This window comes from Pseudobythopirellula maris (genome assembly GCF_007859945.1).
Lineage (GTDB): Bacteria > Planctomycetota > Planctomycetia > Pirellulales > Lacipirellulaceae > Pseudobythopirellula > Pseudobythopirellula maris.
Genome location: NZ_SJPQ01000004.1, coordinates 481368 through 500506, shown reverse-complemented (window position 1 = coordinate 500506; position 19139 = coordinate 481368). Strand labels below are relative to the sequence as shown.

At 65.5% G+C, this 19139-nt stretch carries 21 protein-coding genes; 10 read left to right on the top strand and 11 right to left on the bottom strand.

Features of this window, described 5'->3' with window-relative positions:
- Positions 1–349 precede the first annotated feature (349 nt).
- Positions 350–676, top strand: a complete 327-nt coding sequence (locus Mal64_RS18280; RefSeq protein ID WP_146403025.1) for a four-helix bundle copper-binding protein — start codon at positions 350–352, stop codon at positions 674–676.
- Positions 677–698: 22 nt separating this feature from the next.
- On the opposite strand, the gene ispF is transcribed toward Mal64_RS18280, so the two are convergent.
- Positions 699–1199, bottom strand: a complete 501-nt coding sequence (gene ispF, locus Mal64_RS18275) for a 2-C-methyl-D-erythritol 2,4-cyclodiphosphate synthase (protein WP_146403023.1) — start codon at positions 1197–1199, stop codon at positions 699–701.
- A gap of 102 nt (positions 1200–1301) precedes the next feature.
- Positions 1302–2525, bottom strand: coding sequence for a methionine adenosyltransferase (gene metK / locus Mal64_RS18270; RefSeq protein ID WP_315852814.1), 1224 nt, complete (start codon positions 2523–2525; stop codon positions 1302–1304).
- A gap of 366 nt (positions 2526–2891) precedes the next feature.
- Here metK and Mal64_RS18265 point away from each other — a divergent pair, with 366 nt between their 5' ends.
- From Mal64_RS18265 to Mal64_RS18255, 3 genes are all read left to right on the top strand, one after another.
- On the top strand, positions 2892–4322 hold the full coding sequence (locus Mal64_RS18265; RefSeq protein WP_146403020.1) for a UTP--glucose-1-phosphate uridylyltransferase: 1431 nt from the start codon (positions 2892–2894) through the stop codon (positions 4320–4322).
- A 153-nt stretch (positions 4323–4475) separates the two neighbouring features.
- Complete coding sequence (locus Mal64_RS18260) at positions 4476–4706, top strand: hypothetical protein (protein ID WP_146403019.1); 231 nt, start codon at positions 4476–4478, stop codon at positions 4704–4706.
- Positions 4706–5029 (top strand): type II toxin-antitoxin system RelE/ParE family toxin, encoded by a 324-nt coding sequence (locus Mal64_RS18255; protein WP_146403018.1) that lies wholly within the window; start codon positions 4706–4708, stop codon positions 5027–5029. The genes Mal64_RS18260 and Mal64_RS18255 overlap by 1 nt, the downstream gene beginning before the upstream one ends.
- A gap of 92 nt (positions 5030–5121) precedes the next feature.
- On the opposite strand, the gene Mal64_RS18250 is transcribed toward Mal64_RS18255, so the two are convergent.
- The 3 genes from Mal64_RS18250 to Mal64_RS18240 form a co-directional block, all read right to left on the bottom strand.
- Positions 5122–5688 (bottom strand): hypothetical protein, encoded by a 567-nt coding sequence (locus Mal64_RS18250; protein WP_146403016.1) that lies wholly within the window; start codon positions 5686–5688, stop codon positions 5122–5124.
- Between the two features lie 103 nt (positions 5689–5791).
- Positions 5792–6400 (bottom strand): hypothetical protein, encoded by a 609-nt coding sequence (locus tag Mal64_RS18245; protein ID WP_146403013.1) that lies wholly within the window; start codon positions 6398–6400, stop codon positions 5792–5794.
- Positions 6401–6477: 77 nt separating this feature from the next.
- Positions 6478–7077, bottom strand: a complete 600-nt coding sequence (locus Mal64_RS18240) for a hypothetical protein (RefSeq protein WP_146403011.1) — start codon at positions 7075–7077, stop codon at positions 6478–6480.
- 217 nt (positions 7078–7294) lie between these two features.
- Here Mal64_RS18240 and cyaB point away from each other — a divergent pair, with 217 nt between their 5' ends.
- The 6 genes from cyaB (at position 7295) to Mal64_RS19990 (ending at position 13042) form a co-directional block, all read left to right on the top strand.
- Entirely contained in the window at positions 7295–7849 is a 555-nt protein-coding gene (gene cyaB / locus Mal64_RS18235) for a class IV adenylate cyclase (RefSeq protein WP_146403009.1), read from the top strand.
- Positions 7850–7935: 86 nt separating this feature from the next.
- Positions 7936–9309: an MFS transporter gene (locus Mal64_RS18230; protein WP_146403007.1), complete on the top strand. Its 1374-nt coding sequence runs from the start codon at positions 7936–7938 to the stop codon at positions 9307–9309.
- 164 nt (positions 9310–9473) lie between these two features.
- The gene (gene lpxB / locus Mal64_RS18225) at positions 9474–10721 is read left to right on the top strand and encodes a lipid-A-disaccharide synthase (protein ID WP_146403005.1); all 1248 of its coding nucleotides are present in this window, start codon (positions 9474–9476) and stop codon (positions 10719–10721) included.
- A 95-nt stretch (positions 10722–10816) separates the two neighbouring features.
- Positions 10817–11608, top strand: a complete 792-nt coding sequence (locus Mal64_RS18220) for a site-2 protease family protein (protein ID WP_146403003.1) — start codon at positions 10817–10819, stop codon at positions 11606–11608.
- An 86-nt stretch (positions 11609–11694) separates the two neighbouring features.
- Positions 11695–12423 (top strand): SGNH/GDSL hydrolase family protein, encoded by a 729-nt coding sequence (locus Mal64_RS18215; protein ID WP_146403001.1) that lies wholly within the window; start codon positions 11695–11697, stop codon positions 12421–12423.
- Positions 12424–12757: 334 nt separating this feature from the next.
- Complete coding sequence (locus Mal64_RS19990; RefSeq protein WP_197525888.1) at positions 12758–13042, top strand: hypothetical protein; 285 nt, start codon at positions 12758–12760, stop codon at positions 13040–13042.
- A 267-nt stretch (positions 13043–13309) separates the two neighbouring features.
- Here the strand turns inward: Mal64_RS19990 and Mal64_RS18205 are convergent, their stop codons facing one another.
- The 6 genes from Mal64_RS18205 to Mal64_RS18180 form a co-directional block, all read right to left on the bottom strand.
- On the bottom strand, positions 13310–14386 hold the full coding sequence (locus Mal64_RS18205) for an Mrp/NBP35 family ATP-binding protein (RefSeq protein ID WP_146402999.1): 1077 nt from the start codon (positions 14384–14386) through the stop codon (positions 13310–13312).
- A gap of 157 nt (positions 14387–14543) precedes the next feature.
- Positions 14544–15014, bottom strand: coding sequence for a hypothetical protein (locus Mal64_RS18200; protein WP_146402996.1), 471 nt, complete (start codon positions 15012–15014; stop codon positions 14544–14546).
- A complete protein-coding gene (locus Mal64_RS18195; RefSeq protein ID WP_146402994.1) occupies positions 15007–16428 on the bottom strand; it encodes a helix-turn-helix domain-containing protein in 1422 nt (473 codons plus the stop codon). Before Mal64_RS18195 ends, Mal64_RS18200 begins: the two co-directional genes overlap by 8 nt.
- A gap of 116 nt (positions 16429–16544) precedes the next feature.
- Positions 16545–16868 (bottom strand): calmodulin-binding protein, encoded by a 324-nt coding sequence (locus Mal64_RS18190; RefSeq protein WP_146402992.1) that lies wholly within the window; start codon positions 16866–16868, stop codon positions 16545–16547.
- 241 nt (positions 16869–17109) lie between these two features.
- A complete protein-coding gene (locus Mal64_RS18185; protein ID WP_146402990.1) occupies positions 17110–18153 on the bottom strand; it encodes a redoxin domain-containing protein in 1044 nt (347 codons plus the stop codon).
- 169 nt (positions 18154–18322) lie between these two features.
- Entirely contained in the window at positions 18323–19105 is a 783-nt protein-coding gene (locus Mal64_RS18180; RefSeq protein WP_146403213.1) for an MBL fold metallo-hydrolase, read from the bottom strand.
- Between the last annotated feature and the right edge of the window lie 34 nt (positions 19106–19139).

The following is a 19139-nucleotide window of genomic DNA, read 5'->3' as shown; positions in this document are numbered from 1 at the left end:
GCGTAGCGTGTGTGGCGGTATGATTCGGCGTCGACAAGGCGAAAACGACGCTACGGCTACTAGTAGTGCGCTCTAGAACGCACCTGCGAGACGCCCACCAAGAGACTTGTTTCTCGCGATTGAATCGCCCCTCGCCGATCGGCCGTTTTTGACTCCATCCAACGCGGCATGGCTTATTGAGGGGGGCGACCGCTTGGCGACCTCTCCGGCGCCGCGGCTCGCACACTGGATCGAGCGGGACCGTCAGCAACCGTTCCAATGCCGGCTTACGCTCCTATCGCGTGAGGCGCCCGATTTGCATCCCCCTTCGGAAAGGATTCTTTCTCAATCACTTTCCCGGAGGAAAACCATGAGCGTTGCTACAGAAACCTACGCCGATTGCCTCGTTGCGTGCCAGCAGTGCGCGGTCGACTGCTTGACTTGCTTCCAAGAGATGTCCGGCAAGGACACGATGAACGACTGCCCGGCATGCTGCGTGGAGTGCGCGGCCGCCTGCCAGTTCTGCGCGAGCCTGATGGCTGTCGACAGCGATTTCGCCGCCAAGGCGTGCGCCTTGTGCGCCGACATCTGCCAGTGGTGCGCCGACGCATGCGACGAGCACTCGAACAGCCACTGCAAGACGTGCGCGGAAAGCTGCCGCAAGTGCGTCGAGAGCTGCCGGGCGATGGCCGCCTGATCGGGCCGACGCGGCGAGGAGATCAGTGGTCGGCGTCCGTTTCGTGCCTGACGAGCGCGACGCAGCGGGCGTCGATCGCCTCCTCGCGGCCCACGGGGCCGACTCCCTCGCCGGTCTTGGCCTTGAGGCCCACACGCCCGGCCGGCACCTCGAGTGTCTCGGCGATCACGCGTCGCATCGAGTCTTTGTGCGGCGCGAGCTTGGGCCGCTGGGCCGAGACGACGCAGTCGAGGTTCACCAACTCGAAGCCCTCGGCGCGGACCAACTCGTAAGCGTGACGCAGGAAGTGACGCGAGTCACGGCCGCGGTTCTCGCCGTCCGTGTTGGGGAAGATCTCGCCGATGTCCTCCAGCCCGGCGGCGCCCAGCAAGGCGTCGGTCACGGCGTGCAGCAGCACGTCGGCGTCGCTGTGGCCGATGAGGCCACGGCCGTGCGGCACGTCGATCCCGCCGATGCGCAGCGGGCCCGTGCCGGGCTCGTCGAGCCGGTGGCGGTCTTCGCCTAAGCCGATTCTTAGTTCCATAAGAATTCACCACAGAGGACACAGAGAAAGAAAAAGGAAGGCAGCGGCTCAAGTCCCCTGCGACTCCTCTCTGTGTCCTCTGTGCTCTCTGTGGTGAGACGATTAAACCGCCGCGGCGGCGCCTTCGGCCGCCTTGGCCAGGGTGTCGGCCTTGTCGGTCTTCTCCCAGCTGAACTCGCCGTTCGGGCCGGGCACGCGGCCGAAGTGGCCGTGGGCCGCCGTGGCCGACATCACCGGGCGGGTGAGACCCAGCTCCTTGATCAGGCCGCCCGGCGTGAGGCTAAAGTTGTCGCGGATCAGGCCGATCAGCGTCTCGTTATCAACCTTGCCCGTGCCGAACGTGTTGACGTTCACACTGACCGGCTCGGCCACGCCGATCGCGTAGGCGAGCTGCACCTCGACCTCGTCGGCCAAGCCGGCGGCCACGATGTTCTTCGCCACGTAGCGGGCCATGTAGGCGGCCGAGCGGTCGACCTTCGAGGGGTCCTTGCCGCTGAACGCGCCGCCGCCGTGGCGGCCGCGGCCGCCGTAGGTGTCGACGATGATCTTGCGGCCGGTGAGGCCCGTGTCGCCGTGCGGGCCGCCGATCACGAACTTGCCGGTCGGGTTGATGTGGTAGGTGATGTCGCCGTCGATGAACTCGGCGGGCAGGCAAGGCTTGATCGCCTTGTCGATGATCTCCTGCTTGGCCGCCTCGGTGATCACCTTGCCGCAGTCGGCGAGGATGCTCTCGTCGTGCTGCGTGCTGACGACCACCGTGTCGATGCGGATCGGCTTGTTGTCCGGGCCGTACTCCACGGTGACCTGGCTCTTGCTGTCGGGACGCAGGTACGAGAGCTCGCCGCTCTGGCGCAGCTCGGCCAGCTTTTCGACGATGCGGTGCGACAGGTGGATCGGCAGCGGCATGAGCACGTCGGTCTCGTTGCACGCGTAGCCGAACATCAGGCCTTGGTCGCCGGCGCCTTGCTCGTCGCTGAGGCTCGTCTCGGCGTCGACGCCCTGGGCGATGTCTTCGCTCTGGCCGTGGATGGCGTTCAGCACGCCGCAGTCGTGGCTGAAGCCGATCGATGGGTCGGTGTAGCCGATCCGCTTGATCGTCTCGCGGACCACCTTCTGCACGTCGACGTAGTGGCTGGTGCGGACCTCGCCGGCCACCACCACCTGGCCGGTGGTGCAGAGCGTCTCCACAGCCACGCGGGCGGCGCCGGGGTTGGGGTCGTTGGCCAAGATGTCGTCAACGATCGCGTCGCTGATCTGGTCCGACACCTTGTCCGGGTGCCCCATGCTGACCGATTCGCTGGTGAACAGATAATTGCCGGATGCCACTGAGATGTCTCCTTGAAAGCGAACAGGTGCTTGGAAGCGCAGAAGGCTTCTTCGCCTTGGTCGCTTCGACGTGATACGGGGGGCGACGACGAGTCGCGTGATCGGGGTCATGAGCGTCGCCAAGCCGGCGACGCCAAGCCCACACTATATCTTGTTGTGGGCTCCGGCAGCAACGCCTCGGCGGGGCCGACGAGCCGGAAAATACGGCCTCCCGGCAGGGCGCCCTAGGGGCCTCGCCCAGAGGCTGCCGCGTGAGGTAGCCAGACGACGGCAATCGGGCGATAATGCGGCTCTCGCCAAGGCATTCGTGGGCCAATACCCCCGCCCACTCGGATCACCACTTCCCTCTCACGACACAAGCCGCCGATGCCCGCCCCCGCCGAACTCCTCGCACGACTCACGCCCCACGGCCAGCAGCACGCCGTTGGCTTCTGGGACGACCTGACCGAAGGGCAGCAATCAAAGCTGGCCGCGCAGCTTGCGGCGGTCGATCTCGAGCAACTCGGCGAGCTCTACCGCGGCGACGCCGACCAGCCCGACTGGGCCGAGCTCGCCCGCACGGCCGAACCGCCCGTGGCGATGCGTCTCAGCGACCGCGAGGCGGGGCAGGGGGGCGGCCTCGGCGTGACGCCCGACCAAGCCTCCGAGCGTGGCAAGCAAACGCTCGACGCCGGCGAGGTTGGCGTGCTGCTCGTGGCCGGCGGCCAGGGGAGCCGCCTCGGCTTCGACCACCCCAAGGGGGTGTTCCCCATCGGGCCGGTCTCCGGCGCCACCTTGCTGCAGATCCATCTCGAGAAGGCGGTCGCGCTCGCCAAGCGGCACGGCGTGGGTGTGCCGGTCTATCTGATGACCAGTCCGATCACGCACGACGAGCAAGTCAAGTTCCTCGAAGAGAACAACCGCTTCGGACTCGCCGAGGACGACCTGTTCGTCTTTTGCCAAGGCACGATGCCGGCCGTCGATAAATCGACCGGCAAGATGCTGCTGGCCGACAAGGGGGAGCTGTTCCTCAGCCCCGACGGCCACGGCGGCACGATCGCCGCCCTGGCCAGCAGCGGCGCCACCGAGCACATGCGCCGCCGCGGCGTGAAGCAACTTTTCTACCTGCAGGTCGACAACCCGATCGTGCCGATTGGCGACGCCGAGATGCTCGGCTACCACCTGCTCGCCGAAAGCGAGCTCACCTCGATGGCCGTCACGAAGCAGGCGCCCGAGGACAAGCTCGGCAACTTCGTCATGCTGGGCGACGAGCTCAACGTGATCGAGTACAGCGACTTTCCTTCTGAGGTCGCTGCCGCGACCGACGACGCCGGCGGGCTGAAGTTCTGGGCCGGCAGCATCGCGGTCCACGTGTTCGACGTCGCGTTCCTCGAGCGGATGCTCGCGCTCAAGGACGCGTTGCCGTTCCACATCGCCAACAAGAAGGTGCCGCACGTTTGTCCCGAGAGGGGCGAGACCGTCGAACCGACCGAGCCGAACGCGCTAAAGTTCGAGCGGTTCATCTTCGACCTGCTGCCGAAGGCCCAGAACCCGATCGTCGTGGAGTACGCCGAAGAGGAGGTCTTTGCGCCGCTCAAGAACGCCCCGGGCGCCCCCAAGGACACGGCCGAGTACGTGCAGCTGTTCATGCAAAACCAGCACCGCCGCTGGCTCGAGGCCGCCGGCCGCGGCGTGGCCGAAGGCGTGACGGTCGAAGTCAGCCCGCTCTACGGCCTGGACGCCGAAGGCGTGGCGGAGCGCGTCGCCGCCGACGGGTCGCAGGACCAAACGATCGACCGGCCGACGTATCTCTGCTGAAGAGAATAGCCGCACAGCATCGCAGACAAGTAGCGGATAACCTGCGAGGCGCCATCCGCCAGTGGCGAAGAGAACCCACCGATTTCGTGAGAAGGTCCCGAGCGTGCTACAATCGGGTTAGTTGATGACAGGAACATCTGCAGGCCTTCCGCTATGAACAACACTGAGCATTTTGTCGACGAGTTCGCTTCGTACGCGAAGCAACGACTCGCGTCGGACGGGGCATTATCGATCGATCGCCTCTACGACGAATGGCGTGAGAGCCAATCGTTCGAAGAGGACCGTCTCGCACTCGAGGCTTCCCTTCGTGATATGGAGCACGGTGAAACCGGTCGCCCATTCGACGACTTCGCCAACGAGTTCCGTCGGCGAAATAAAGTTTGATGGGCCTTCAGTTGCGGATCTTGCCCCGCGCCGAACACGACGCGCAGGCGATCAACGACTATCTCTACCAACGCACCGCCGAAGGCGCACAGCGATGGTGGCTAGCTTTTGAGGCGGCTGTCGCCTTGGCGGCTGAGCTTCCGCAAGCTTGTGGGTTGGCTCCTGAAGGCGAGGCGACTCCGTTTGAAGTCCGCCAATTTCTTTTCAAGACGCGCCGCGGAAGAACCTATCGAGGCTTGTTCGTCACGGTCGGCGACGAACTACGCGTGCTGCGTGTGCGGGGCCCCGGTCAGCCTCCGCTGTCAGAAGATGAGCTTGCCTGACGCGGTGCGGCAGCCGAAAGTATTCGCCGCAGATCTTCGCAGATAAGCCGCGGATGGCCCCTCAACCGCCATCCGCGGCTTACCTGCGTTGATCATTCGTCTTCCTCGCCCTGCTTCTCAGCGAGGATCGTGCGGACCTGTGGCAACGCGTCTTCGGGAACCAGCGGCCAGCCAGCTAGTGGCGGAGGCACTGCGCCATCCCTCGAAAGAAAGTGCGGCACAAGGCGTGTCCCAAGACTGCTCTCCTCGAGCCGCCAATCGGCCGCCGCCCAGTGGGCGAAACGTCCCGCGTAAGCGACCCCCTTCCGATAGAAGCCAATCTGGTTCCTCCGCACAATCACAACGTGGAAATAGGCGGCAGCCCCAAAAATCAAACGCCAGTCGTTCTTACTACCACTGCTGCTGCGAAGACCCCCAAGCAAGACGACCATCACTGCGAACAACCCTGCCACCAGCCAGTGCCAACGCCAAGCGAATGGCAACCAGATTCGCAAGATATTCATTCCCCGCCTGTGTTTGGCATCGAGAGCGTGAACTGTAGCTGAAAGCAGCCAGACGACGGCGCCAATAATCAAGGACGTTGTGGACACTACCGGACCGAAAGTCCGCATGCACATCGCGGCCGCTGCGGCGTACAACGCCGCAAGGCTAGTGAGCATTAGGAGATCGCGTAGACCGTATCGCATGGCTCAAGCCAATCGGTGCGTGGGGCAAAAAGAATCGACCACGGATTTCACGGGTGGGCACGGATGGAAGGGGCTCTTATCCGTGCCCATCCGTGTTATCCGTGGTTACTTCGATCGGGCTCTGCTTCTCGGCAAGGATCGCCTGGACTTCGTCGGCCACGTCGCCGGCGAGCCTGGCGTGGCCGGGCGACTGCAGGGACCAGAACCACGGCGCTTTCACACCCGGCAGGCGACGGAAGTCGAGGCGGTTGGTCCGTGGGTCAAAACTCACTCGGTGCTCGGACCAGCGCGCAAACATGGCTCCGATTAGGAACCCCTCTTCCGTGAAGACGACCCGGAGCATCAAGAGAAAAATCAGGTGATGGCCTGCGCAGATGGCGATGACCAGCGGCGCCCCGTTCATGCCGGTGACGACGCCGACCGCGACGTAGGCAATATAGATCAGCAACACGACGACGTGCATCAGCCAGAAGTTTCTCAAGCGGCAAGCAAACATTCGCTTCCCACAAGTCGATCGATGCTGGTGGATACTGTATGCGATGGGCCCCGTCATGCCGAGGATCGTGACCGCGCCGATGGCAAGATTGGCGAACGACAATTCGGGCGCCGGCATCAGATAATTCCCCGCGGCGTAGATCGCCACGAGGGCCGTGAGCAGCAGCAGATCAGAGACGGCGAATCGCATGGCTTAGGCCAATCGGTGCGTGGGGTAAAGACGACTCGACCACGGATTTCACGGATGGGCACGGATGGAAGGGGCTCTTATCCGTGCCCATCCGTGTTATCCGAGGCTGCTTCTTTCGGGACCTGGTTCTCGGCGAGGCGTGACAATATGCGGCGCTCAATAGCCGGTGGAAGCGCTAACCTCATTTCCCATGGTCCGTTAGTGGTACGCATTAGTGTCAGAGTGTGCTTTGCACGGTCCCATGAAAACCGGCATTCTTCCCAAGCGATCGTCGTGAGGCCAGTGTGTAGCCCTTTTTCACCAACAAACACCCATGCCAAGGATTCAATAATCGTGTGGCATGCAGCCGCATTCAGTAGCATGAACGTATTGGCATCGATCCTTCGGTATAGGCCTATCAAGAAGCTTAGACCGAAGAAACAGACCAATAGTACGTGATAGAGGTTGGGACGCCGCCAATTATCTTCACTGCGCCGCCACGCGAGGGGAGAGCGGCCAATCAATGCAACTCGCGACCATTGGCAGTAGAGATGCAATGCGGCGGAGAAGAGGACGATCCCATCCGCTGCGTTCCACTCGACGCGAAGCAGGCCACGTTTTGCCAGCAGGCCCACGAACACAGCGTAATAGGCGACTAACGCCATAACAGCCAGCATATAGCGCACATTGAATCGCACAGCTCAAGCCAATCAGTGCGTGGGGCGAAAGGAGTTGACCACGGATTTCACGGATGGGCACGGATGGAAGGGGCTCTTATCCGTGCCCATCCGTGTTATCCGTGGTTTCTACTTCCGTTCTTCCTGTCTTCGTGACGAGCCGCAGAATCTTTGTCGGCCCGTGGTAGTCTAATCGCCCCGTTTCTTTCTGTCCTTACTGCTTCGTGGTTCCCTCTTGATGCTCGAAATCGAACTCAAATTCCCGCTCGCCGACGAAGCCGCCTTCCGGGCGAGGCTCGCCGAACTCGGCGCCGAATCAGAAGGAGTCTCGGAGCAATCGGACGCCTACTTCAACCACCCGTCGCGCGACTTCGCCCAAACGGACGAGGCGCTGCGCATCCGCACGGTTGGCGAGGCGAGCCGGTTGACCTACAAAGGGGCGAAGCTAGGCGGCGCCGCAAAGACCCGCTTCGAGCAAGAGCTGCCGCTCGCCGAGGGAACCACCGAAGGCTGGCGCGAGGTGCTCCTGCGGCTCGGCTTCCGCGAAGTGACGGCCGTCCGCAAGCGGCGCGAGGCATTCTCGCTCACGCTCGACGGCCGGGCGTTTGAGCTGACGATCGACCGGGTCGAGGGCCTCGGCCTGTACGCCGAGGTCGAGACGCTCGCCGACGAGACGTCGCAGGACGACGCTGAACAGGCTGTGGTGAACCTCGCCGGGCGTTTAGGGCTCTCTCAACCGGAGGGACGCAGCTATCTGGAGATGCTGCTGGGGGAGATGATGCGGCGGCGTTGATTGGTGAGATGCTTTTACGGCGCCTCGCCATGCGTCGCTCGCCACGCGCTAACTGACCTCTGACCTCCCACCGCTGGCCCCACGCTTTGTCCCGCCTTTCTAAACCCGCTTTCGCCGCCGACGCCGAGGACATCGACCGCGGCGCCGACGAGCCGCTCTGCCCGTCGCACAAGCGGCCCGACGAGCCGCACCCGCACGAGGGCCGCAACTTCTTGGTGCTCGCCATGCAGCAACTGCTGCTCCGGGTCGGCTGGATCTTCAAGACCGAGAGCGTCGTGATGCCGTACTTCCTCGCGGTGGTCGGCGGGTCGCCGACGATGCTCGGCTGGATGATGGTGCTCAACCGGTTCGGTTTCAGCGTGCCGCCTATTTTGGCCGCCCGTTGGGTGAAGCTCTCGCCGCGCAAGTCGCGCTCGATCGCGATGACGAGCTTCGGCATGGCGATCCCCTTCGCGCTGCTCTCGACGGTCTGGGCGAGCGGCGCGTGGCGGGGCGCCGACGGCGAGCCGGCCGGCTGGATGCCCTACCTATTCCTCACCGCTTACGGGGTGTTCTTCGCGCTGACGGGCGTCAACCAACTCGCGATGCACGCGGCGACCGGAAAGCTGATACGCCCGACGCTCCGCGGCCGGCTGTTCTCGGCGTCGGTGTTCGTCGGCGCGCCGGCGGCGATCGCGCTGGCTTGGTGGTTGATGCCCGGCTGGCTGGCGAAGGACGACGGCGGCTTCGGCTGGATCTTCGCCGCCCCGGCCGTGGCGTTCGCGCTTTCCGCCGCGGCGATGCTGCTGGTGCGCGAGCGGCGCGACGACTACACCGAACCGGCGTCCAACCCCTGGGAGAAACTGAGCGGCGCATGGCGGCTGCTGCGTGACGGCCCGCGGTTCCACGGCGCAGCGATCACCGCGTTGCTCTACAGCACCACGTTCATGCTGTTCCCCCACTACCAGGCGCTCGCCCGCGAGGGAGTGGAGAGCTTCGACCCGCGGTCGCTGCTGGGCTGGTTGGTGGGACAGCACGTGGCGGTGGCGCTGTTCAGCCTGCTGGTCGGGCCGCTGGCCGACCGTCGCGGCAACCGCGCCGCGTTGCGGCTAACGGTGTGGGGCTCGATCCTCGCGCCGATCATCGCGGTGGTGCTCGCCACGCTCGGCGCCGAGGCGGCCGAGGGGTGGTACTGGCTGGTGTTCGTGCCGCTCGGTTTCACGCCGGTGTCGATCAAGCTGCTGATGAACTACGCCCTCGAGCTGACCGAGCCGGAGAACCACCCGATGCTGCTCAGCGCGATCGGCGCCTGCCTCGCGGCGCCGGTCTTGGTCGGGGCGCCATTGGTCGGTTGGATCATCGGCCTGGTCGGCTGCACGCCGGTGTTCGTCGCGGGGGCGGCGGTGCTAGCGGTCGCGGGCGTGCAGACCCTGCGACTCGAAGAGCCGCGTCACACGGCCTCTGAGGAGGCTTCCGAGTAGCCGACGACCCATGGTCGTCGAACGGCGTTGTGTGGCGCCTCCAACGACCGTGGGCCGTCGGCTATTCGAGCGTTTTGTGTGCTCTGAGCATTGGCGTTCCGCGAGCCGTGGGAATCTGGGATAGTTGCGGCCCCGCACGCAACACCCACGCACGCCCCGAGCCCATGACGATCTTCTTCTCCGTAGGCGAGCCGAGCGGCGACCTGCACGGCGCCAACCTCGTTCGCGAACTGCGTGAGCGCCGCCCGAACGTACGCTGCGTCGGCTACGGCGGACCGCGGATGGCGGCCGAGGGCTGCGAGCTGCACGAGGACCTCACGCGCTTCGCGGTGATGTGGCTGCTGCAGGTGCTGCTCAACCTGCCGAAGTTCATTGGGCTCAAGCGCAGAGCGGAACGCTACTTCGCCGAGAACCGGCCCGACGCGGTCGTGCTGATCGACTACCCCGGTTTCAACTGGCACATCGCCCGCGCGGCCAAGCGGCAGGGCGTTCCGGTGTTCTACTACGGCGCGCCGCAGTTGTGGGGCTGGGCCTCGTGGCGGGTGAAGAAGATGCGCCGCGATGTCGACCACGCCCTCTGCAAGCTGCCGTTCGAAGAAGCGTGGTTCCGCGAGCGCGGCTGCAACGCCACGCACGTCGGGCACCCGTACTTCGACGAGCTCCGCGGCCGCGAGCTCGACGACGAGTTCGTCGCCGAGCACCAGGGCGCCGCCGGCCCACTGGTGACGATCCTGCCCGGCTCACGCACCCAAGAGGTGAAGGCCAACCTGCCCAAGCAACTGGAAGCCGCCGAGCGGGTGCTCGAGCAGGTCCCGACCACACGCTTCGCGATCGCGTCGTTCAAAGAGAAGCAGGCGGAGATGGCCCACGAGGCTCTCGCCGCTTGCCCCGCTGCGCTCGCCGAGCGAACAACGGTCCACGTCGGCCGCACGCCCGAGCTGATCGAGGCGGCCACCTGCTGCCTGGCGGTCTCGGGGAGCGTGTCGCTCGAGTTGCTCTACCACGCCAAGCCGACGGTCGTCGTCTACCACGTCTCACGCTTCGCGTTCGCGGTCCAAAAGTGGTTCCGCCGTGTGCGTTACATCACGCTGGTCAATCTGCTGACGGCCGACGACCTGTTCGCCGACTCCAAAGAACCGGTGGGGGTCTACGACGCCGCCGACCCGCGCGACGCGCACGTGCTGATGCCGGAGTACCTCACCTGCGAAGACCGCACCGAGCTCATAGCCGGCCACTTGGTCGGATGGCTGACCGACGACGCGAGCCGGCGGGCGCTCGTCGATCAAATGGCCGCGCTGCGCGAACGGGTCGGGCACGGCGGGGCGTCGCTCCGCGCGGCGGAGTACCTGCTTGGGCATCTCGAACCAGGTGCGGCCGACGCTTCCAATCCGGCGGCCGGCGAGGCGGCCTGACTTGCCATCGGCGCAGCCGCCGACCAAGCTGGGGCGGGTCTTACGCGCCCCCTCTTGTTCGCGTCCACCGATTGGTCCCAGAAGAAAAGATTCGGATGCTGTTCGGCAACATCGCGCCCTCGCCCTACGACCTGCAGTTCTCCTTGCTGGGCGTGCCGATTCGGGTGCATCCTAGCTTTTGGGTCATCACGTTGCTGATGGGCGTGATGGGCTCTTCGAGCGCCCCGGCCGACGCGGTGATGTGGGTTGTGGCGGTCTTCGTGTCGATCGTCGTCCACGAGATGGGCCACGCGATCGTGCAACGCCGTTTCGGCGGCAAGCCCCACGTCGTGCTCTACAGCTTTGGCGGGTTGGCATTTGGCAACGGCGCCGACGAGGCGCCCTCCAAACAGATCTTGATCTCGCTCGCCGGCCCGGCGGCCGGCTTCCTGCTCGCCATGCTCACCGTGGCGGCCATCGCCGCCACCGGCCGCGCGATCGTGCCCCACGCCGATCAAACGCAGTTCAACGCGATCGTCCAGCAGTACCGCGGCGCCCAAGGGTTCACGCTGCCGTGGGGGACTTACTGGTTCGGCGCCTTCTCCTCGCCGCAGCTCAGCCGGCTGGTCCACGACCTGCTGTACGTGAACATCTGGTGGGGGATCCTCAACCTGATGCCGGTTTACCCGCTCGACGGCGGCCAGATCGCCCGGCAGCTGCTGCTCTACGCCCGCTCGCCGAGCTGGGGGGTGCAGGCGTCGCTGAAGCTCTCGATCGGCGTCGCGGCCGCGTTGGCCCTGTGGTTCTTCATGAGCGGAGCCCAGTTCGCTGCGGTGCTGTTCGGCATGCTCGGCTACAGCAACTACCAAACGCTCGGGGCGTACCGGAACTCGCGAGGCGGCGGCTGATGAGCGGCGAAGGACCGACCGCTCTCGAGCCCACAGAGACAGCCGAGCGGCTTGTCGTGCTGGGAGCGAGCAACGTCGCTTTCGGATTGCCGACAATCGTCACTGCGGCGCGCGAACTTGCGGGCGGACCGATCGAGATGTTCATGACCGCCGCGCACGGACGGTCTTATGGCCTCGCGTCGAACGTGATGGGTCGACGCATCGTCTCGATTCGAGACTGCGGGCTGTGGAACGCGCTCGACGCACTCGCCCCAGCTTCTCAAACGAACGCGCTCGTGACGGATGTCGGCAACGATTTGCTCTACGGAGTCGCGCCCGCGCGCGTCGCCGATTGGGTCGCGGAGTGCGTTGATCGACTCGTCGCGCGCGGCGCGCGAGTGCGCGTCGTTGGCTTGCCCTTGCACTCGATCGAGGGTGTTGGGAGGCGTCGGTTCGCGTTTTTCCAAAAAATATTTTTCCCGTTCAGCCGCCTCCGTTTCGACGACGCGCGAGCGCTGTCGCGCGAGCTCGACGAAAGGCTACAGGCGCTCTGCCACGAGCGCTCACTCGCGTTCGTCGCGCCCCCGCGTGCTTGGTACGGATGGGACCCGATCCACGTGCGTCGCGCGCGGCGCGCGGTTGCGTGGAACGCCATACTGCGTGCGAGCGAAGTCGACGAACGCGAAATTCCTCGGGAAAAAACGCGTTTGCGCGCAGGCGAGCGTTTCGCGTTGCGGCGCGCATCGCACGAAGAGAGACGCGTGTTCGGCGCGCTCAAGCGCGCGAAGCAACCGTGCGCGCGGCTCAACGACGGTTCGACGTTGTCGCTTTTCTGATAAGCAAGGCGCGGCGTGCTCGGCTCGTCGCGCGGCGCTCAGAGTCGCTCCGAAGGTGGCGTGGCGACGGTCGTTTGGAGCAAGGATTTTCGAAAAACCTGTTGCACTGCTTGGAGTAATGTTTACAGTTACGCGCAGAAGCAGCCGATGACTGTCACTGCATTCGCTTCGCTCGAATCGCGTTAGCGGTTCACCAAGGAAGCGGATCGCTTTGGCGTTCAATCGGTGGCCGCTGCGGAAGAGCGGCTCAGCTGCGACTTGGCGGTCGCGTCGACGCCTAGGAGGCGTCGGAGTTTACGTCCGATCGCCATGACTCTTTATGGAGGATGTGACAGTGGCCAAGAAGAAGAAGAAGGTCGCCAAGAAGAAGACGGCGAAGAAGAAGGTCGCCAAGAAGAAGTCGGCCAAGAAGAAGGTCGCCAAGAAGAAGACGACGAAGAAGAAGGCCGCCAAGAAGAAGAAGGCGACCAAGAAGAAGGCCGCCAAGAAGAAGAAGGCGACCAAAAAGAAGACCACCAAGAAGAAGGCGGCTAAGAAGAAGACCGCCAAGAAGAAGGTGAAGAAGAAGGCGGCCAAGAAGAAGACCGCCAAGAAGAAAAAGAAGACTAAGAAGAAGTAGCGTGCCGACCGGCGCCCCTGGCGCCGAAGCTCGCTCAGATCGGATACGAGCCGCGCGACGGGGCCTCAAAAGCCCCGTCGGCGGCTCTTTCTGTTGGCCCTACCGTTTCTTCGCGGGGGCTCTCTAAAGGGGGGGACGTGGGCCAAATCGTGCCCCCCGCCCGCAGCAGGCGCCCTGGGTGGCGCCTGCAGTCGTGGCCGCTAGCGGGAAACCCCGGGCGCCGTTGGCCGCCCCCACAGGGGCCCATCGCGTCTCACACGGCGGCGATCAAAGCACCGGCAGACTCGGCATCGCGGGCTCGTCGCCGCGCTGCTCGATCACCGATCGGACCATCGATCGGCAGATGTCCCAGAAGAAAGGGGCGGTCGCCTCGTCGTCGAAGTTGCCCGCCGTTTCACCGTCGTCGCCGCGTTTGCGGATGTCGATGTTGATCGGCGCTTCGCCCAAGAACGGCACGCCGAGTTCCTCGGCCTTCGACTTCGCCCCGCCGCTGCCGAAGATGTCGTAACGCTTACCGTTGTCGGGACAGAGGAAGTAACTCATGTTCTCGACCATGCCGAGGACCGGGATCTTCACCTTGCGGAACATGGCGATCGCTTTGACCGCGTCGAGCAACGCCACGTCTTGCGGCGTGCAAACGACCACGGCGCCGGTGATCGGCAGCAACTGCGAGAGCGTCAGCGCGATGTCGCCCGTGCCCGGGGGCATGTCGATGATCAGGTAGTCGAGGTCACCCCAATCGGTGTCACGCAGGAACTGGGTGATCGCGCCGTGGAGCATCGGCCCACGCCACACGATCGCCTCGGCGGCCGGGACCAGGAAGCCCATGCTCATCACCTTCACGCCGTTCTTCTCAACCGGCACGAGACGCTTGCCTTCGGCCGTGGGCCGTTCGTTGACGCCCAGCAGGTGGGGAATACTCGGTCCGTAGACGTCGGCGTCCATCAGACCCACCTTGCTGCCGGCGCGGTGCAAGCCGAGGGCGATCGAGGCGGCGACCGTGCTCTTGCCCACTCCCCCTTTGCCCGACCCCACCGCGATCACGTTCTTGGCCGTCAGGCCGATCTGTCCGATCTGCGCGGCGGGGCGGTCGTGGTCTACGACCGCGACCTCGACCGCTTGAGCTTCGGGAACCCGTTCGGCAACGAGCCGCTCACACGCCAAGCGGGTCTCGTCGGCGATCGGGGCCGCCCAACTGGTGAGCCCCAACTCGACGCGCACCTTGTCGCCGTCGACATCGACTTTGCGGACCTGCTGCATCGCCTCGACCGAGCGGCCGGTCTCGGGGTCTTTGAAGTCAGCGAGGGCGGCGTGGACCGCCTCGGGAGTGAGGCCGGCGGGCATGGCGGTGGAGTCGTTAAAGGGCAGGGAAGGGGACCGAATGCCGCGACGCGGCCAAGGGCGGGCGCAGGATCGTCCCGGGGGACAACCCTGCTAACACGAGAGTTTAGGCGACCACAGGCTTGTGGCCTACCGGGCCCATGAGGCCGAGCGTTCGGCTTCAGCCCCAGGGCAGGCACTGCAAGATCGCTTGAGGCCCCGCGCAGAGAGACGATCGGCCGCCCTCGGCCCGCCCCACACGCAGGGCGAGATTCAGCAGCCTGCTTGCCTCAAGCGTGTCGCGAAGGACCATCGCCGCGCCGGCTTCGCAGAGGGCAAGTTCGGCCGTCGGCGGTGCGGTCTCCCCGACTTCGCCGCAGCGCGGCAGCATGGCGACGGGCACTAAGCCCGGCGCCTCACACAGAACGGCGAGCCGCTGGAGCGCAGTCCCCCAGCCGAGCGAGGCGACGTCGATTCCCACCACCGCGGGCGGCTCCGGAGCTTGCCAGTCCGTCCGTGGGTCGAGTCGTGAGACCGTCACAAGGCTGGGGCCGGCGCCCGACTCTAGCAGGCGACGCGCGACCCGCGTCGCGGCGGTCCAGCGCGGCTCGTGCTCGACCAGCACGATCCGCACCCGGTGGGTGTCACCCATCGGCGTCGCCTCCGGCGGCGTCTGCTCCGTCGGCGTCGGCGCCCTGAGGCGACGCCAAGCCGAGCCGATCGAGACTGCGATACAGTCGAGGCCTGGTGACGCCCAGCAGACGAGCCGCTTCGGCCTTGTTGCCGCCAGCCAAGCCGAGCGATCGCTCGATCAACTCGCGTTCAACGCGGTCGAGGAACTCGCCCAGGCGGATCGGCTCAGGCTTGTCGTGATCGCGTGAAACGAGCTGCGTCGCCTGGTGGATCACCACCGGCAGGTGGCCGGGTTCGATGAGACGTGCCTGGCAGGCGGCGTGGGCCGAGACGACGACCGAGCGCAACTCGGCCAAGTCTCCCGGCCAATGGTGGAGCGCAAGCATCTCGTGCGAACGTTCGGCGAGCCCTTCGAGTTGCTTGCCGCCACGGGCGTTCTCGCGTTCTACCAGCAGTTGGGCGAGCAGCGGCAAGTCTCCGAGACGCTCGGCGAGCGGCGGAACAACCAGAGTGATCGTCGCGACGGCGGCGGCGAGGCCTTCATCGGCCAGCGGCTCCGGGGCGGTGGCGATCACCCGACGTCCGGCGTCCGGCCGGCAGCCTGAAAGGATCGCTTCGCAGATATCTTCGCCGAGCGCGTCAATCCGCTCAACAAGCAGCACGGCTCGCGTCTCGCTTGCGGGCTCTTCGGCAATCCACTGCTCGAGCACCCGGCGAGCCTGGGTGCTGTCGGCGTGGGCCCCATCGAGGCGACAAAGCAGTTGGCCGCTCGCACCACCGGGGCGAGCCGTGCGGTCGTGCAGCACCAGCGCCAGGGCGTCGCGCGCCGAGCCCTCGGGGCCGACGACCAACGCGTTGCATCCGCTCGCGGCTGCGGCGCCGAGTTGGTCACGCAGCCGACGCATCGCGTGGCTCTCGCCCAACAGCAGCTCCGTGGCGCCACGGGCGATCCGTTCGCGTTGCAGCACGCCCAGCGCGCTGCTGAGTTCGTGGTGGAGCGTTTCGGGCTCCGCCTTGGGCGATATCGCCTCGGCCAGCTCGGCGGGAGTGAGGTCGCGATCGTCGAGCGTGACGACCGTAGCCGCGGCGCCCTCCGCCTGCGAGTCGAGGAGCACAACCCATTGCGCTCGGCGGTGGCGCAAACGGCCATCGCGTCCCAGGCAAGAGAGTGTCGCCGAGCCGTCTCGGCCGAGAGACGAGGGGGGCGGACAGAGGGCGCCGTGTGTCGGCGTGGGCGACGGGGCCTCGGTCTCGGAGTGGTAACCAACCTTCGAGCCGACCAGCGCGGCGGGTTCGACACCAATCCAATCGGCCGTCGCCCGATTGGCGGCCAGCACCTTGAGGTCCGAGCCCAACACGTACACCGGCCGCGAGGCGGCCGCCGTCAACCGCGCGAGAGGCGTCAGCGTTGCGTGCGGATTCGCTTTGGCCATCGACGGCTCACACCACGTGCTTCACAAACGCCTGCGGCCCCGCCGCAAAGAGCGGCGGGGTCGCGGGGCGTGTTCGGATGTCGCTTCGTGCTCGGTGGCCCAAGGCCACGCCGGGTTCAAAACACGTCGAGCACAAAGTGGTGGCCGCTGTGGTAGCGACGGCCCGCCGGGTAGTAGTTGTGCCAACGCTTGTTGTAGACCGGGATCCGCATCTCGGGCGGATAGCGGTGGTACAGGCTGTCCGCGCTGCGGAAGTACTCACTGCCCCAGTAGTTCTGGGGGTAGTAGACGTACGGGTAATGGTAAAAGCGGTTCCAGTCTTGCGAAGCGGCCGTGCCGCCCCAAGCGCGGCCGTAGGCCTGCTGCTGTGCGTCGGCCGTGTCGGCGGTCGCGCCGAGCGCGGCGGCGACCACGGCGGCCGCTATGAGCTTGCGGATCATCTCGAATTCCCCCCCTCGATGTGTGGCGCGCGTCGGTGCGCTCGGGGACCCAAGAAAGCGGGAGGCCCCCGTCCGTAGGAACATCGTCCGGCGCCGCCGGCAGGATTGAAGGAACTTGCGGAACAACCCGCACAAACTGCGCAAACCGGGCGAGGCGAAACGCCTAGGGAAGAGGGCGTGCTAGCGGGCGGGAGCCGTTAGGGGCCGAGGCACAATGGCTGGCGAGAGATGAATGACCCGGTCAGGGCTGCTGACTCAGCATCTCGCGTGCGCGGTCGGCGGCCTCGGTTTCGGACGCGTCGTTGACGATCCGCTCGAGCATGCCGCGGGCACGCCGCAAGGCGCCACTGCTGCCTTTCATGGCGGTCCGCACCGCCTTCTCCAAGGTGCGGCGGGCGTTGAGCTCCTCCTTCACGTCGTCTCGCTTGGCAAGCTCGCGGAGCTTGCCCTCGATGTCGTGAGGGAACTCATAGCCGTCGAATCGGGTTTGGACCGCGTCGAGCTTCTTGTAAGTTTCCCAGTATTGCTCGGAGCGGAAGGCGTCGATCGCCTCGGTGAGAGCGGCGTTCATTTCTTTGTTGACCGCCTCGAGCAACAGCGCGCCGCCCGCCTTGATGGCCTCGTCTCGGCTCTTCTCCGTCCGTCGGATCACGCCGGCCGCACTGGCGAATGATCCGAACTCCACGTCACGCCACGCGCCGAGCAGCGACTGGGGCACGGTGGTGGGGTCGACCCGCCAGGCGGCGCCCTCCAGGGCCTTCTCGATCGTGCCCGGCATGTCCGACAAGGCGCCGGGCAGCACCTTGCCCTCGGCATTCACAACCCGCACCTCGGCCGGGTGGCGGTCGTTGATCGGTCCGAAGCCGAACCGCGACTCGAAAGAGCGGTCGTAATCGAGTATCACCGGCCAGGTGATGCGGTGCCGGCCAACGTAGCGGGCGAGCTCACGCGGTTCGGTCCCGGAGCTCACGGCGATAAAGATCACCGGCTTGCCCTGGTTCTCGGCCGCCAAGGCGAGCATCGCCGGCCAGCCGTCGTCGACCTCCTCACTCTCCTCGTCAAAGAAGCAGAGGATCACCCCTTTGCCCTTTAGCGACTCGGGCGTGAGCGGCTCGCTGCCGAGCCACTGCCGCGGGTCTTGGGGCGGCTGCCAGGCGGAGTCGGCCTGGGCCGTCTCGGTTGCGGCGTCTTGCTGAGCCCAAGCCCCCGCGGCGCAAAACACCAGGGCCCAACCGATCAGCAACCGATGGAACAACGCGAGCGGCAGCGAGAGCGAAGTCGTCATATACCCGTGGGGGCGTAAGGGAGACGAGGGGGCGAAAACACCCTGCGCACGTATTCTAATACCGCCGCACTAGAAAAGAAAATTTTATGGGCGCCCCAGCAGGACGCCATTCGCCAAAGGAAGCAGCCAGTCGCCATCGTCAAACGGTAGAGAGCTGACCGCAGAGCGATCAGTCAGGCAGCTTGCCATCGACCAGTTCACGCTCCCACTGGTCCATCAGGGGCCAGTCGATCGCACAGGTGCCAAAATCGGCCATGTGGAGGTATCCCTCGAGCCGCTCGATCGTGCGATCGATCATGGCGTTCTCTTTGCGGAAGACCGGTCCATGACTTGGCAGCAACCACTCGACATCGCTGTCGCGGATACGGGTGAGCGACGAGATGAAGTCGGGAATGCTGCTGCCGTGGTGGGCGTCGATCGCCCCCACGCAACCGTCGCGGAACAGATTGTCGCCAGCGAACAGCAGGTTGCCCATCCGGAACGACAGCTGCCCGTCGGTGTGCCCCGGCGTGTGCCAAGCCTCGAGCTCCAGAGAGCCGATCTTCACGATCTCGCCATCGACTACCTGATTCTCGCACTTCACGGCCGGCATCTCGAGGTCAATGCCCTGGGCCGCGATGTTGGCGAACGTCGCGATGCGGTCGCCCGACTCCAGGTGGACGGCCGAGAGCGGGTGGCATGTCACGCTGGTCTTGAGCACCTGCTTGGCCTTGGCTAGACCCTGGATGTGGTCCACGTCGGCGTGCGAGGCGATGAGCGTCGCGCATTTGGCGAAAGGGAAGTCGAGTTGCCGGATCAGCTCCAGACAGTCGTCCACCGCGTCTTCGTAGCCGATGTCGATCAGGGTCCAAGCGTCGTCGTCGTAGATCAGGTAGACGCTGCAGGTGATCCGCCGGCGGGCCTGGTGGTTCAGTTCGATAACGTGCGGGAAAAGGGGGGTCCGCTGCAGCATTTCCGGCCAAGAGGGTGTGAGTAGGTAGGACGTC